This window comes from Terrabacter sp. AAH1, assembly GCF_054456855.1.
Window position 1 is genome coordinate 107,750 of the sequence record NZ_JBTJJV010000001.1, and the last position, 14,256, is coordinate 122,005.

At 70.7% G+C, this 14,256-nt stretch carries 12 protein-coding genes; 3 read left to right on the plus strand and 9 right to left on the minus strand.

Annotated features, from left to right (window positions below; translation table 11 throughout):
- Nucleotides 1-1,530, minus strand: a complete 1,530-nt coding sequence (gene gatA, locus ACXR8F_RS00525) for an Asp-tRNA(Asn)/Glu-tRNA(Gln) amidotransferase subunit GatA (protein WP_458798820.1) — start codon at nt 1,528-1,530, stop codon at nt 1-3.
- A 127-nt stretch (nt 1,531-1,657) separates the two neighbouring features.
- Nucleotides 1,658-1,954: an Asp-tRNA(Asn)/Glu-tRNA(Gln) amidotransferase subunit GatC gene (gene gatC, locus ACXR8F_RS00530; protein ID WP_045188526.1), complete on the minus strand. Its 297-nt coding sequence runs from the start codon at nt 1,952-1,954 to the stop codon at nt 1,658-1,660.
- 146 nt (nt 1,955-2,100) lie between these two features.
- On the opposite strand from gatC, the gene ACXR8F_RS00535 reads away from it, so the two are divergent.
- Entirely contained in the window at nt 2,101-2,709 is a 609-nt protein-coding gene (locus ACXR8F_RS00535) for a hypothetical protein (protein ID WP_458798340.1), read from the plus strand.
- A gap of 56 nt (nt 2,710-2,765) precedes the next feature.
- Here ACXR8F_RS00535 and ACXR8F_RS00540 read toward each other — a convergent pair whose 3' ends face one another.
- From ACXR8F_RS00540 to ligA, 6 genes are all read right to left on the minus strand, one after another.
- The gene (locus tag ACXR8F_RS00540; protein WP_458798341.1) at nt 2,766-3,785 is read right to left on the minus strand and encodes a branched-chain amino acid ABC transporter permease; all 1,020 of its coding nucleotides are present in this window, start codon (nt 3,783-3,785) and stop codon (nt 2,766-2,768) included.
- Nucleotides 3,782-4,651, minus strand: a complete 870-nt coding sequence (locus tag ACXR8F_RS00545; protein ID WP_458798342.1) for a branched-chain amino acid ABC transporter permease — start codon at nt 4,649-4,651, stop codon at nt 3,782-3,784. Before ACXR8F_RS00545 ends, ACXR8F_RS00540 begins: the two co-directional genes overlap by 4 nt.
- Nucleotides 4,652-4,751: 100 nt before the next feature.
- Nucleotides 4,752-5,999: an ABC transporter substrate-binding protein gene (locus tag ACXR8F_RS00550; RefSeq protein ID WP_458798343.1), complete on the minus strand. Its 1,248-nt coding sequence runs from the start codon at nt 5,997-5,999 to the stop codon at nt 4,752-4,754.
- 104 nt (nt 6,000-6,103) lie between these two features.
- On the minus strand, nt 6,104-6,871 hold the full coding sequence (locus ACXR8F_RS00555) for an ABC transporter ATP-binding protein (protein WP_458798344.1): 768 nt from the start codon (nt 6,869-6,871) through the stop codon (nt 6,104-6,106).
- Nucleotides 6,864-7,619 (minus strand): ABC transporter ATP-binding protein, encoded by a 756-nt coding sequence (locus ACXR8F_RS00560; protein ID WP_045188580.1) that lies wholly within the window; start codon nt 7,617-7,619, stop codon nt 6,864-6,866. The genes ACXR8F_RS00555 and ACXR8F_RS00560 overlap by 8 nt, the downstream gene beginning before the upstream one ends.
- Nucleotides 7,620-7,910: 291 nt before the next feature.
- On the minus strand, nt 7,911-10,058 hold the full coding sequence (ligA, locus tag ACXR8F_RS00565) for an NAD-dependent DNA ligase LigA (protein WP_045188519.1): 2,148 nt from the start codon (nt 10,056-10,058) through the stop codon (nt 7,911-7,913).
- A gap of 137 nt (nt 10,059-10,195) precedes the next feature.
- Between ligA and ACXR8F_RS00570 the strand changes: the two genes are divergently transcribed.
- Together ACXR8F_RS00570 and ACXR8F_RS00575 are read left to right on the plus strand one after the other, a co-directional pair.
- Entirely contained in the window at nt 10,196-11,707 is a 1,512-nt protein-coding gene (locus tag ACXR8F_RS00570; RefSeq protein ID WP_458798345.1) for a long-chain-fatty-acid--CoA ligase, read from the plus strand.
- Between the two features lie 282 nt (nt 11,708-11,989).
- Nucleotides 11,990-13,189: a L,D-transpeptidase gene (locus tag ACXR8F_RS00575; protein ID WP_458798346.1), complete on the plus strand. Its 1,200-nt coding sequence runs from the start codon at nt 11,990-11,992 to the stop codon at nt 13,187-13,189.
- A 75-nt stretch (nt 13,190-13,264) separates the two neighbouring features.
- Here ACXR8F_RS00575 and ACXR8F_RS00580 read toward each other — a convergent pair whose 3' ends face one another.
- The gene (locus ACXR8F_RS00580) at nt 13,265-14,245 is read right to left on the minus strand and encodes a uroporphyrinogen decarboxylase/cobalamine-independent methonine synthase family protein (RefSeq protein WP_458798347.1); all 981 of its coding nucleotides are present in this window, start codon (nt 14,243-14,245) and stop codon (nt 13,265-13,267) included.
- Between the last annotated feature and the right edge of the window lie 11 nt (nt 14,246-14,256).

Below are 14,256 nucleotides of genomic sequence, written 5' to 3' on the forward strand. Positions count from 1 at the left end.
TCAGGCTCCCTTCACAGCAGCGGCATCGCCCAGCGCGGGCGCGCGGTCGAGGATCGGACCGCCCCAGCGGTCGACGAGGGCGGCCTCGAGGGCGGCGCCCACCGAGTAGAGCCGCTCGTCCTTCGTCGCGGGGGCAAGGATCTGGATGCCGGCAGGCAGGCCGTCCTCGTCGGCGAGGCCGGACGGGATCGACATGCCCGGCACCCCGGCGAGGTTGGCCGGGATGGTGGCGATGTCGTTGAGGTACATGGCCATCGGGTCCTCGAGCTTGTCGCCGAGCTTGAAGGCCGTGGTGGGGGCGGTCGGGCTGACGAGCACGTCGACCCGTCCGTACGCGTTGTCGAAGTCCTGCGCGATGAGCGCGCGCACCTTCTGCGCCGAGCCGTAGTAGGCGTCGTAGTAGCCGGAGCTGAGGGCGTACGTGCCGAGGATGATGCGGCGCTTGACCTCGGGGCCGAAGCCGGCGTCGCGGGTTGCGGCCATGACCTGCTCGGCGCTCGGGTCGTCGACGCCCTCGGGGAGCACCCGCAGGCCGTAGCGCATCGCGTCGAACTTCGCGAGGTTGCTCGAGGCCTCGCTCGGCAGGATGAGGTAGTAGGCCGCGAGGGCGTACTCGAAGTTGGGGCAGCTGACCTCGACGACCTCGGCCCCGAGCTCCTGGAGGAGGGCCACGGACTCGTCGAAGCGGGCGCGGACGCCGGGCTGGTAGCCCTCGCCGCCGAGCTCCTTGACGACGCCGATGCGCATGCCCTTGACGTCGGCGGCGCGGGCGGCCTCGACGACGGGCGGCACGGGTGCGTCGATCGAGGTCGAGTCCATGGGGTCGTGCCCGCCCATGACGGCGTGCAGCAGTGCGGTGTCGAGCACCGTGCGCCCGCACGGGCCGGCCTGGTCGAGCGAGCTGGCGAGGGCGACGAGACCATAGCGGGAGACGCCGCCGTAGGTCGGCTTGGTGCCGACGGTCGCGGTCACCGCGGCGGGCTGGCGGATCGAGCCGCCGGTGTCGGTGCCGGTGGCGAGCGGCGCCTGGAACGAGGCGAGCACCGAGCTCGAGCCACCGCCCGACCCGCCGGGGATGCGCTCGAGGTCCCACGGGTTGCGCGAGGGGCCGTACGCGGAGTGCTCGGTCGAGCTGCCCATGGCGAACTCGTCCATGTTCGTCTTGCCGAGGATCGGCAGGCCGGCCTCGCGCAGCTTCGTGACGACGGTCGCGTCGTAGGGCGGGACCCACCCCTCGAGCATCTTGCTGCCGCACGTGGTCGGCACGCCCTTCGTCGTCATGACGTCCTTGACGGCGATGGGCACGCCCGCCAGCGCGCCGAGGCTCTCGCCGGCCCTGCGGCGCTCGTCGACAGCCCGGGCCTGCGCGATGGCACCCTCGGTGTCGACGTGGAGGTAGGAGTGCACCTGGCCGTCGACCGCGGCGATGCGGTCGAGGTGCGCCTGCGTCACCTCGACCGAGGAGACGGTGCCGGCGGCGAGGGCGTCGGCGAGTGCCGAGGCAGTGGCCCGGGTGAGGTCGGTTGGCAGGTCGGTCACGTCAGTGCCTTCGTGTTCGGTTCTGCTGCAGGGGGTTTCGTGGTGCCCACGAGAGGGCGTATGCCGCGGGGCTCGGCCCGGCGGCATACGCGGGCGTCGCGGGACGGCTGGTGAGGGGTCAGTCCTCGTCGAGGATGCGCGGCACGGAGAAGCGCTGCTGCTCGGCCTCGGGGGCGCCGGCGAGTGCGGCCTCGGCACCGAGGGTCGGGCGCACGACGTCGGGGCGGGTGACGTTGGTCAGCGGCATGGGGTGCGACATCGGGGCCACACCGTCGGTCGGGGCCTGCTGGACCTTGGCCACCGACTCGAGGATGACTCCGAGCTCACCCACCATGCGGTCGAGCTCGGCGTCGGAGAGCTCGATGCGGGCGAGGCCGGCCAGGTGGGCTACGTCGTCGCGGGACAGGGAGGACATGCGGGCCAGTCTATGGGTCACGCACACCGGCCTCGAACCGGTGTCCGGACGCCTCCCGAGCACGAAATCGCGGCCCGGGCCGTGTCCTGCAGGGGGTCTGGCTCGTTGAGCCGCGAGAGCCACGAACAGCCAAGGAGAACCCCTCGATGACGAGCACGGCCAGCAGCACCTCCTCGAGCCCGGCGGACCGCACGCCCGGCGCTGACCCGAGCGCCGCCACCACCGCGCGCGAGCACGACCCCGGCGACGCCACCGTGACCGAGCAGCCGGTGACGCCCCGGTTCACCGACCGAGCAGCCGCCCGGGCGGCGCAGGAGGCGCAGGCGTCGCAGGCGTCGCCGACGACGGGGTCCGCCAGCACCGCGTCGACCGTCGCCGCCCACCCTGCCAGGGTGCGCCGCTCCCCCGACCTCAGAGCGGGCGCCCGCCGTGCCGCCACCCTCACGAAGACGGGCGTCAACCGGCTGCGCACGCTGCTCGGCGAGATCGTGTGGGTCGTCTGCCTGCTGGCCGCCGCCGCCCTGCTGGTCGGGGCGGCTCTCGTCGTGCTCGAGGCCAACACGGGCAACGCCCTGGTTGCTGGCGTCCTCAAGGCTGCCGACTGGGCCGACCTCGGCGTCTTCAGCCGGACCGCGGGCATCAAGCAGTTCACGGGCGAGAACGCCCTGGTCAAGAACACCTTCGTCAACTGGGGCCTCGGCGCGGTCGCCTGGCTCGTCGTCGGCCGCGTGGCGCGCCGTTTCCTGACCCCCTGAGCACATGGTCGGAGGTGCTCTCCGGGTGAACCACCGGGAGCACCTCGAACCTGACGTCAGTCTCGGGCGCGCTTGCGGCGGTCGAGGACGTACCTGCGCAGCACGTTGCGGCCGGTGCCCCAGATGCCGTGGCGGAAGAGCAGCACGATGAGCACGAAGATCGAGCCCGTGATGAGGCCGATCCCCTCGAAGCCGGAGCTGGCGAGGAAGTCCTCGAGCGTCACGACGACGCCGGCACCGACGAGTCCGCCCCAGAGGGTGCCGATGCCGCCGAGCACGGTGACGAGCACGACCTTGCCCGACGTCGTCCACATCAGCTCCTGCAGCGACGCGAACTGGTGGCTGATCGCGAAGACCCCACCGGCCAACCCCGCGAGACCGGCTGAGATGACGAACGCCTTGATCTTGAACCGCTCCACGTCGTAGCCGAGCGCGCGGGCGCGGGCCGGGTTGTCGCGTACGGCCGTGAGCACGCGGCCGAACGGCGAGTTGACGACCCTCCAGGCGATGAAGATGCCGACGAGGATCATCGCGGCACCGACGTAGTAGAAGTAGAACGAGTCCTCCTCCACCAGCTCGATGCCGAAGAAGCTGCGCGGGATGCCCTGCAGGCCGTTCTCGCCGCCGGTGAGGTCGCGGGCCTGGTTGGCGATGAAGTAGAGCATCTGCGCGAACGCCAGCGTCACCATCGCGAAGTAGATGCCCGTGCGGCGCACCGAGAGGTAGCCGATGGGCCACGCGATGAGCATCGCGAACACGGCGCCGCCGAGGACCGCGACCGGGAACGGGACGCCCCAGTGCGTGGCGATGAGGCCGGTGCAGTAGGCCGACCCGCCCCAGAACGCCGCGTGCCCGAAGCTCAGCAGCCCGGTGAACCCGAGCAGCAGGTCGACGCTGATCGCGAAGAGCCCCCAGCAGAGGATGTCCATCGCGACGGGTGGGTAGATCCAGTACGGCAGCAGCACGAGGACCGCGAGGCCACCGAGCAGCATGAGGTAGCGCAGCGGGTTGCGACGCGACAGGATCGAGGGCTGGGCCAGGTCGACGTCGACCTTGGCGGTCATCTGCTCGCTCATGCGACCTCCTCCCGTCCGAAGAGCCCGGAGGGCCGGACGAGGACCACGAGCGCCATCAGCACGAAGATGACGATCTGGGCGTACGTGGGGGCGTAGGCGATGCCGTAGGCCTCGACGAGTCCGACGAGGAACCCTGCGACCACCGCACCGAGGATGCTGCCGAGGCCGCCGATGACGACGACCGCGAACAGGATGATGATGAAGTTGCTGCCCATCTCGGCCGTGATGGCCCGGGTGGGCGCGGCCAGCACGCCGGCGAGCCCGGCGAGCGCGATGCCGAAGCCGAAGACCGGGGTGACCCAGCGGCCCACGTTGATGCCGAGCGCGCGGGTGCGCTCGGGCGCCTCCGTCGAGGCCCGCACGATCATGCCGATGCGGGTCTTCGTCAGCAGCAGCCCGACGGCCACGCAGACGACGACCGAGAAGAGGCACGCGAAGATCGCGTAGACCGAGAGGTTGACGCTGCCGACGCTGACCTGCCCACCCAGCCCGGCCGGCACCTCGTAGGGCAGGCCCGAGACGCCGTACTTCTGCTTGACCGCCTCGACGAGGATCAGGGTCAGGCCGAAGGTGAGCAGGAAGTTGTAGAGCGGGTCGAGGGCGAGGAGCCAGCGCACGAGCAGCCGCTCCATCAGCACCCCGAACCCGAACATGAGGATCGGCACGACGACGAGCGCGACCCAGAAGCCGACGTGCAGCTCGGCGAGCAGCACCGCGGAGATGACGGCGCCGAGCATGTAGCAGGCGCCGTGGGAGAAGTTGACGACCCCGAGGACGCCGAAGATGACGGCCAGGCCCAGCGCGGACAGCGCGTAGAAGCCGCCGGCGGCCAGACCCTGGAGGGTGTACTGGAGGAATGCGCTCATGTCTCTCGCTCGCTCGCGGTCGATCGGGCTGGGACGGACCCTGCCGTATGCCGTCCGGTGCGGCCTCGTGGGACGCGGCCGGACGGCATACGGCCTCGGGTCAGCCCATCTTGCAGGCGGGGTTCGCCTCGCCGTACGCGTCGGCGGCGGGGATCGTCTTGACGATGTCCTCGTAGTCCCACTCCTCGGGTGCGGAGCTCTTGACCTTGGCGAGGTAGACGTCGTGCGTGACGGCGTGGTCGGCCTTGCGGACCTCACCGTTGCGGAGGAACACGTCGTTGATCTTCTTGCCCTCGAGCTTGCCCACGACGGCGTCGGCGTCGTCGGTGCCGGCCTCCTGGACGGCCTCGAGGTAGTTCATCGCGGCCGAGTAGTTGGCAGCGTGGGCGAACGACGGACGGGTGTTCGTCTTCTCCTTGAAGCGGTCGGCCCACTTCTTGTTCTGGTCGTCGAAGTTCCAGTACCACGCGTCGGTGAACTGGGTGCCGGCGAACTGGTCGACACCGAGCGAGTGGATGTCGGTGATGAACATCAGGCCGACGGCGAGCTGCGCCTTGCCCTTGAGCGAGCTCTGGTTGAACTGCTTGACGAAGTTGATGAGGTCGCCACCGGCGTGCATCGAGCCGATGACCTTGGGGCTGCCCTCACCGGCCTTGGTGATGAACGTGGCGAAGTTGTCGCTCGGGAACGGCGACGCGATCGACTGGCCCACCGATCCGCCGGCGGCCGTGACCTCCTTCGTGAAGGACTTGTTCATGTCCTGGCCGAAGGCGTAGTCGGGGTAGACGATGTTCCAGCTCGTCCCGCCCTCCTTGGTGATGGTGCCGGCGGTGCCGCGGGCGAGCATCGCGGTGTTGTAGGCCCAGTGGAACGTGTACTTGTTGCAGCTCTCGCCGGTGAGCTTCGTCGTGCCGGCGCCGATGTTGATGTAGAGCTTCTTCTTGTTCGCGGCCTGGGTCGCGACGGCGAGCGCGGCCGCCGAGTTCGGCACGTCGAGGATGATGTCGGCCTTCTGGCGGTCGTACATCTCCTGCGCCTTGGAGTTGGCGACGTCGGCCTTGTTCTGGTGGTCGGCCGTGACGATCTCGATGGTCTTGGCGACGGCCTTGTCGCCGTACTTCGCCTTGTAGTCGGCGATGGCGAGCTCGATGGCCGTCTTCGAGTTGGGGCCGGAGAGGTCCTTGTAGACGCCCGACTGGTCGTTGAGCAGGCCGATGACGATCTTGTCGTCGGTGAGCTTGCCCGAGCCGCCCGACTGCGGGCCGCCGGCGCCGCTGCCGCACGCGGCGAGCGCGAGGGAGGCGGTCGCCGCGATGACGACGGTGCCCTGGACTGTCCTGCTACGCATGTCCCCTCCTGGGGTGTGACGAGATGTGAGGTGGTGCGGTGACGTGGTGCGGTGACGTGCTGGTGGTCCGGCCGGTGCGACCCGCGGACGGGCCGACCGGGCGGCTACATCCCGAGATAGGTGAGCAGCTCGCTCTCGCGAGCCCGGAAGTCGTCGTTGCCGAGGTGCTCGACGACCTTCCCCTGCGCCAGCAGGTAGTGCCGGTCGGCGACCGTCGAGGCGAACTTGACGTTCTGCTCGACGAGGAGCACGCCGACCCCCTGGCCCTTGATCTCGCGGATGATCTCGCCGATGCGCTGGACGATGACGGGGGCCAGGCCCTCGCTCGGCTCGTCGAGCAGCAGCAGGCGCGAACCCATCCGCAGGACCCTGGCCATGGCGAGCATCTGCTGCTCGCCACCCGACAGCTTCGTGCCGGGGAAGTCGCGTCGTTCGTGGAGCACCGGGAAGAACTCGTAGACGCGCTCGAGCGGCCACGCGTCGGCGTGGACGACGGGCGGCAGCAGGAGGTTCTCGGCGACGGTGAGGCTGGCGTAGATGCCGCGGTCGTCGGGCACCCAGCCGATGCCGGCACGCGCGCGGGCGTCGGCCGACCTCCGCGTGAGGTCGGTGCCGTCGAGGCTGATCGTGCCCTCGATCTGGCGGTGCAGGCCCATGACCGACCGCAGGAGGGTCGTCTTGCCGGCACCGTTGCGACCGACGAGGGTGACGACCTCGCCGGGGGCGACGTCGATCGCCACGTCGGTGAGCACACGCGCCTCGCCGTACCAGGCGGACAGCCCGGTGACCTCCAGCATGCGGGAGGAGCCTTGCCCTGCAGGGGTCTCGGCAGCCGCGCCGGTGCGCTCGGTGGTGGTGGTCTCGTCACTCATGGGTGGCTCCGAGGTAGGCCGTGATGACGCGCTCGTCGGCGCGCACCTGCTCGTAGGGACCCTCGGCGAGGATCTGTCCGGACTGGAGCACGGTCACCTGGTCGGCGAGCGAGCCGACGACGTGCATGTTGTGGTCGACGAAGACGACGGTGCGCCCGGCCGACAGCTGCTTGACGAGGGCGATGGTTCGGTCGACGTCCTCGATGCCCATGCCGGCCGTCGGCTCGTCGAGGAGGAGCAGCTTCGGGTCGAGGGCCATCGCGATGGCGAGCTCGAGCGCGCGCTTCTGGCCGTACGCGAGCGACGAGGCCGGCGCGCCCGCGCGGTCGGCGAGACCGACCTGCTCGAGCAGGTCCATGGCCCTGTCCTTGAACGTCGCCATGCGGGTGACCGAGCGCCACCACTGCTTGCCCATGCCGGTGGGGCTGGCGAGGGCGAGCTCGAGGTGCTCACGCAGGGTCATCGCCTCGAACAGGCTCGTGATCTGGAACGAGCGGGCGATGCCGAGAGGGGCGATCTGCTCCGGCGCCCGGCCGGTGATGTCCTGCCCGTCGAAGGTGACGGTTCCGGAGGTCGGGGTGAGGAAGCCGGTCAGCAGGTTGAACAGCGTGGTCTTGCCCGCACCATTGGGGCCGACGAGGGCGTGGACGGTGCCCTGCGCCACCGTGAGGTCGACGTCCGAGACGGCCCGGAAGCCCCGGAACTCCTTCGTCAGGGCCCTGGTCTCGAGCAACGGGGTACCCGTCAAGACCTGCACCTCCTCGTGCGTCGCGCTCGCTGCGGGCCGACCGGTCGGTCGGCGGCATCTTCCGGTGGTCAGGCTCCGTGGCACGGAACCGGAAACTTCGGGCAAGCCTAGGAGGACCGCCTCCCAAAGTGACGGTGGGTACCCACACACCTGCGCTGGATCTGTGGTGCGGGCACACATGAGAGCGCGCGCACCCCTCGCTGGTCGCCGAGCCACCGACGCGCCCTGCCCCACACAGCCGGCCGTGCGGCCGGAGCCGTCCCAGCCCCCGTACGGCGGGGACGGCTCCGATCAGTCGGGCGAGCCGGTCTCGAGGAGCCGGCGAAAGCCGTCCTCGTCGAGGATGGTGAGCCCCAGCTCCTCGGCCTTGGCCGCCTTGGAACCGGCGTTCGCGCCGATGACGACGAAGTCGGTCTTCTTCGACACGGAGCCGGAGGCCTTGCCGCCGCGGCTGATGATCGCCTCCTTGGTCTCGTCGCGCGAGAAGCCCTCCAGCGACCCGGTGACGACGACCGTGCGCCCCTCGAGGGTGCGCTCGACGGAGGTGTCGACCTCGTCGGCCATCCGCACGCCGGCGTCGGCCCACTTGCGCACGATCTCGCGGTGCCAGTCGACCTCGAACCAGGCGGTGACGGCCTCGGCGATGACACCGCCGACGCCCTCGGCCTGGGCGAGCTCGTCGGTCGAGGCGGCCCGGATCGCGTCCAAGGACCCGAAGTGGGTCGCGAGCGCGCGGGCCGCGGTGGGCCCGACGTGCCGGATCGAAAGGGCGACGAGCACCCGCCAGAGCGGCTGCGACTTCGCCTTCTCGAGCTCGGCCAGCAGCTTCTCGCCGCCGGCGGACAGGACCCGCCCGTCGACGACGCGGTCGTCGGGATCACTCTTCTTCGCGGCGCGCGTGTAGAGCGGGACCTGCGCGAGCTTCTCGCGCGTGATGCCGTACTCGCCCGCGTGGGGGCTGTCATCGGCCGGCGTGAAGAGGTCGCCCTCGTCGGTGATGATGCCGGAGTCGAGCAGGGCGCTGGACCCCTCCCAGCCGAGGGCCTCGATGTCGAGCCCGCTGCGGGAGGCGAGGGCGAAGACCCGCTCGCGCAGCTGGCTCGGGCACGAGCGGGTGTTGGGGCAGCGGATGTCCTTGTCGCCCTCCTTCTCCGGGGCGAGGGTCGTGCCGCAGGCGGGGCACTCGGTCGGCATGACGAACGCCCGCTCGCTGCCGTCGCGCAGGTCGACGACCGGCCCCACGATCTCGGGGATGACATCGCCCGCCTTGCGCAGCACCACGGTGTCGCCGATGAGCACGCCCTTGCGCTCGACCTCGTACGCGTTGTGCAGCGTCGCCTGCTCCACCGTGGACCCCGCCACGACGACGGGCTGCATGACGCCGTAGGGCGTGACCCGGCCGGTGCGGCCGACGTTGACGCGGATGTCGAGGAGCTTGGTGTTGACCTCCTCGGGTGGGTACTTGAACGCGATGGCCCAGCGCGGCGCCCGCGACGTCGCGCCGAGCTGCCGCTGCAGGGGCACCTCGTCGACCTTGACGACGATGCCGTCGATCTCGTGCGCCCGGTCGTGCCGGTGCTCACCGTGGTAGGTGACGAACTTCTCGACGGCAGCGATGTCGTCGAGCACGCGTACCTCGTCGGAGGTGGGCAGCCCCCAGCCGCGGAGGCGGTCGTACGCCTCGCTCTGCCGCTCGATGTCGAAGCCGCGACGGGCGCCGATGCCGTGCACGAGCATTCGCAGGCGGCGGCTGGCGGTGACCTTGGGGTCCTTCTGCCGCAGGGATCCCGCTGCCGCGTTGCGCGGGTTGGCGAACGGCGCCTTGCCCGCCTCGACGAGCCCGGCGTTGAGGTCGGCGAACGCCGCCGTCGGGAAGAACACCTCGCCGCGGATCTCGACGAGCTCGGGCACGTCGTCGCCCGAGAGCCGCTCGGGGATGCCGTCGATGGTGCGGACGTTGTTGGTGACGTCCTCACCGGTGCGCCCGTCGCCGCGCGTGAGCGCGCGGACCAGTCGGCCCTTCTCGTAGAGCAGGTTGATCGCGAGGCCGTCGATCTTCAGCTCGGTGAGGAAGTGCGCCCCCGCCCCGACCTCGCGCTCGACCCGCTCGGCCCAGGTCTGCAGCTCCTGGAAGGAGAACGCGTTGTCGAGGCTCAGCATGCGCTCGACGTGGTCGACCGTCTCGAAGCCCGTCGCGAAGGCCGCTCCACCGACGTTCTGCGTCGGGCTCTCCGGGGTGCGCAGCGAGGGGTGTGACTCCTCGATCTCGTTGAGGCGCCGGATGATCTGGTCGTACTCCCCATCGCTGATCGTCGGCGAATCCTTGACGTGATAGGCGAACTGGGCCGCAGCGGCCTGCTCGGCGAGGTCGGCCCACTCCTGGTGGACCTCGGTCGGGACGTCGTCGGTGACGGGCGTTGGGCCGCTGGTCTCGCTCACGCGACCATCCTGCCAGCCACCCCCGACGCCACCGGGCCGTGAGCCTCGGCACGTCGCGCGCCAGGTCTGTTCACCGGGCGACCCAGCAGTAACAATGAACCCGAGCCCAGCGCCCCACCCCCTGCGAAGGAGCAGAGATGACCAACCTCGCCGCCAACCTCGTCGCCACGGCAGGGCGCGTTCCCGACAAGGTCGGGATCAAGCTCGACCAGGCCGAGGTCAGCTGGTCGGCCCTGCACCGGGCCGCAGCGGCCGTCGCGGGACAGCTGCGCGCGGCGGGGCTCGAGCCGGGCGACCGTGTCTCGCTCATCCTGCCGAACGTGCCCGCCTACCCGGTCACGTTCTACGGCACGCTGCTGGCCGGCGGGATCGTGGTGCCGATGAACCCACTGCTCAAGTCCGGCGAGATCCAGTACTTCTACGAGGACAGCGGCGCCCGGTTCAGCTTCGTCTGGCCCGACTTCGCCGAGGAGGCCGGCAAGGCCGCCGCCGAGACCGGCACGCGCCTCGTCGTGTGCGGTCCGATGGGCCCGGCCGACGGCCAGTTCGACACGTCCGAGACGGCGGCCGCCCCCGTGACCGAGCCGGTCGACCGCGCCGACGACGACACCGCGGTGATCCTCTACACGAGCGGGACCACCGGCAAGCCGAAGGGCGCCGAGCTCACCCACTTCAACCTGCACCGCAACGCCGAACGCTCGGCGACCGACATCATGCAGATCACCGAGGACGACGTGATCATGGGCTGCCTGCCCCTCTTCCACGTCTTCGGCCTGACGTGCGGCCTCAACACGTCGGTGCAGCGCGGCGCGACCCTGACGCTCATCCCCCGCTTCGACCCCGCCAAGGCCATCGAGGTGCTCGGGCGCGACCACGTGACGATCTTCCAAGGCGTCCCGACCATGTACGCCGCGATCCTCAACCACCCGAACGCCGACCAGGCCGACACGAGCAGCCTGCGCACCTGCGCCTCCGGCGGCTCGGCCATGCCCGAGGCGGTCATGAAGGCCTTCGAGGCGAAGTTCGGCTGCCAGATCCTCGAGGGCTACGGCCTGTCCGAGACGTCTCCCGTCGCCTCGTTCAACATGCCCGACAAGCCGACGAAGCCGGGCACGATCGGCCGCGCGATCCCGGGGTGCGAGATGAAGCTCGTCGACCTCGAGGGCAACGACACCCCGCCCGGCGAGATCGGCGAGATCGCGATCCGCGGCGAGAACATCATGAAGGGCTACTGGAACCGCCCCGAGGCCACGAAGGAGGCCATCCCCGACGGCTGGTTCCGCTCCGGCGACCTCGCCACCGTCGACGACGAGGGCTACTTCACGATCGTCGACCGCAAGAAGGACATGATCATCCGCGGCGGGCTCAACGTGTACCCCCGCGAGGTCGAGGAGGTGCTCTACACGCATCCCGACGTCCTCGAGGCGGCCGTGGTCGGGGTGCCTGACGACCTCATGGGCGAGGAGGTCGGCGCGGCCGTCGTCTTCCGACCGGGTTCGAGCGCGACGCTCGACGACGTCCAGGCCTACGTCAAGGAGCGGCTCGCGGCGTACAAGTACCCCCGCCGCCTGTGGACGCTCGACGAGCTGCCCAAGGGGCCGACCGGCAAGATCCTGCGCCGTGAGGTGCGCCCGGCCGACGCCTCCTGAGGCCGTGGGCGCGTCTGGGAGGCACTCGAGAAAGCCCCGAGAAGGGCCCGGGAACAGCCCCGAACGGCATAACGGCGGGTAGGCTCGGGTGCCCGCGGACGGCCTGCGACACGCGCAGTTTGGACTCGCCGTACGTTTTGGAGTATCAGGTCGCCATCGGTGACACTGGAGCAGGGTCTATCGACGCGCCGCACCCCGTCCCGCCGTGGGACGCCCGGCGTCGCGTCCGTGAAGGGTTTATTGAGCGTGAAGTCGAGCATCCGTACCGCCACAGTCTCGGGGATGGCCATCCTGGCCATGCTGGGCGTGACCGCCTGCAACGCCTCCGCCACGGCCGACAACGGCAAGCCGGCGAGCTCGTCGGCGTCCGCCGGGCCCGACAGCTCCGAGACGTCCACCCCGACGCCCACCACCGACCCGGTCGCCTACACGACGACCCCGGCCGCCGACGCCGACGACGTCGCCGTGGACACGCGGGTGACCGCCTCCGCCGAGAAGGGCACCCTCAAGAAGGCCTCGCTGTCCTACGTGAGCAAGAAGGGCAACAAGGTCACCGTCGACGGCACGCTCAAGGACGGCACGTGGACGGCCGGCGACCTGCTCGAGCCCGGCGTCAAGTACACCCTGGCCCTCGAGGCCGAGGACTCCGACGGCCGCACCGACGAGACGACCCGCTCGTTCCGCACCGCGAACCTCACGCTCGACGATCAGGTCTACACCTCGGTCTCCCCCCGCGACGGCGGCACGGTCGGCATCGGCATGCCGGTCGTCATGCGCTTCGACCTGCCGGTCAAGGACAAGGCGAACTTCGAGAAGCACATGGTCGTCACGTCGACGCCTGCGCAGGCCGGCTCCTGGTACTGGCTGTCGTCGAAGGAGGCCCACTGGCGCCCCAAGACGTACTGGAAGCCCGGCACCAAGGTCCACGTCGAGGCGAAGCTCAACGGCGTCTCCGCCGGCGGCGGTCGCTGGGGCGAGCAGTCGCGGACGTCCGACTTCACGATCGGCCGCTCCGTCATCGCCAAGGTGAACCTGCAGACGCACCAGATGGACGTCATGATCAACGGCAAGCTCGCGCGTCGCATCCCCGTCACTGGCGGTCAGCCCGGCTTCATCACCCGCTCCGGCGTCAAGGTGATCATGGACAAGGTCACCAACATCACGATGCGCGCCGAGACCATCGGCCTCAAGAAGGGCGACACCGGCTACTACGAGGACACCCCGGTCAAGTACGCCATGCGCGTCACGAACTCGGGTGAGTTCCTCCACACGGCCCCCTGGTCGGTCAAGGACCAGGGTCACCGCAACGTCAGCCACGGCTGCACCGGCATGAGCGACGCCAACGGCCAGTGGCTCTACGGCCAGACCCGCATCGGTGACGTCGTCGAGACGGTCGGCACCAACCGCCCGATGACCATGGGCAACGGCTACGCCGACTGGAACCTCAGCTGGTCCAAGTGGACGGCGGGCTCGGCGCTCTGAGCCCGCTCCCCCGGCACGGCGAAGGCCGGTCACCCTCGGGGTGACCGGCCTTCGCCGTGCCGGGCTGCCCGCTGGTCAGACGACGCTGCGCTCGTCCAGCTCGCGCACGGTCTCGACGGCTGCACGCTGGATGGTGCGGGCCAGCTCGGGGGTGGCAGCGGCCAGGCCGCACGCCGGCGTCACGACGACGTCGGCCAGCGAGGCGGACGGCATACCGATGCGGCGCCAGGCGTCGACGAAGCGGTCGGCGACCGCCTGGGGCCGGGTCAGGCTGCCGTCCGTCGGGATCGCTCCCGCGTGCAGCCGTATGCCGTCCTCGACCGCGACGGCGACGCCCTCCCACCCGCGCGGCCGCAGGAGCGAGGTGTCGACCGACAGGGCCGACGGGCCGGTCGAGCGCAGCAGCGCCAGGGGCGGGTCGGCGGCGCAGCAGTGCAGCACGGTCTCGCCGTCGTGCGCGGCGAGCACGGTCCTGATCCCGGCTGCAGCGACCTGCGGGTCGAGGCTCGGCAGGCGGCCGAAGCCCGAGGAGGTCGGCAGGCGGCCGGCGAGCACGGTGGGCAGCGACGGCTCGTCGACCTGCAGCACGATCTCGGCGCCCGGGACGAGCCGCCGGACGGCGCCGACGTGGAGGCGGACGCCCTCCGCGAGCGACTCGACGAGGTCGCGGCTCGCGCCCTCGTCGACGACCATCCGCTCGCCGCGGCCGAGCCACACGTTCGCGGCGAGCGTCCACGGCCCCACGACCTGGAGCTTGAGTCGACCCGCGTGCCCGTCGAAGGCCTCGGCGAGCTGGTCGAGGTCCTCCCGCAGGAACGCAGCGGTGCGGGCCGCATCGCGGCCGGGGCGGTCGACGAGCCGCCAGCCGACCGGCTGCAGGTCGACCGGCATCTCGACGAGCAGGCCGGCCGTGCGCCCCACCATGTCGGCGCCGGGCCCGCGGGCGGGCAGCTCGGGCAGGTACGGCAGGTGACCGTCGAGGATCTCGCCCACCTGTGCGAGGGCGTCGCGCACGGACGTGCCGGGCCAGGATCCGATACCGGTTGCCAGGGTCACCGCGCCAGCCT

Bases quoted from the DNA above. Each gene is read 5' to 3' on its own strand.
- gatC (WP_045188526.1), bottom strand. From the start codon at position 1,954: ATGTCCTCCCTGTCCCGCGACGACGTAGCCCACCTGGCCGGCCTCGCC.
- ACXR8F_RS00535 (WP_458798340.1), top strand. From the start codon at position 2,101: ATGACGAGCACGGCCAGCAGCACCTCCTCGAGCCCGGCGGACCGCACG.
- ACXR8F_RS00540 (WP_458798341.1), bottom strand. From the start codon at position 3,785: ATGAGCGAGCAGATGACCGCCAAGGTCGACGTCGACCTGGCCCAGCCC.
- ACXR8F_RS00545 (WP_458798342.1), bottom strand. From the start codon at position 4,651: ATGAGCGCATTCCTCCAGTACACCCTCCAGGGTCTGGCCGCCGGCGGC.
- ACXR8F_RS00550 (WP_458798343.1), bottom strand. From the start codon at position 5,999: ATGCGTAGCAGGACAGTCCAGGGCACCGTCGTCATCGCGGCGACCGCC.
- ACXR8F_RS00555 (WP_458798344.1), bottom strand. From the start codon at position 6,871: ATGAGTGACGAGACCACCACCACCGAGCGCACCGGCGCGGCTGCCGAG.
- ACXR8F_RS00570 (WP_458798345.1), top strand. From the start codon at position 10,196: ATGACCAACCTCGCCGCCAACCTCGTCGCCACGGCAGGGCGCGTTCCC.
- ACXR8F_RS00575 (WP_458798346.1), top strand. From the start codon at position 11,990: ATGGCCATCCTGGCCATGCTGGGCGTGACCGCCTGCAACGCCTCCGCC.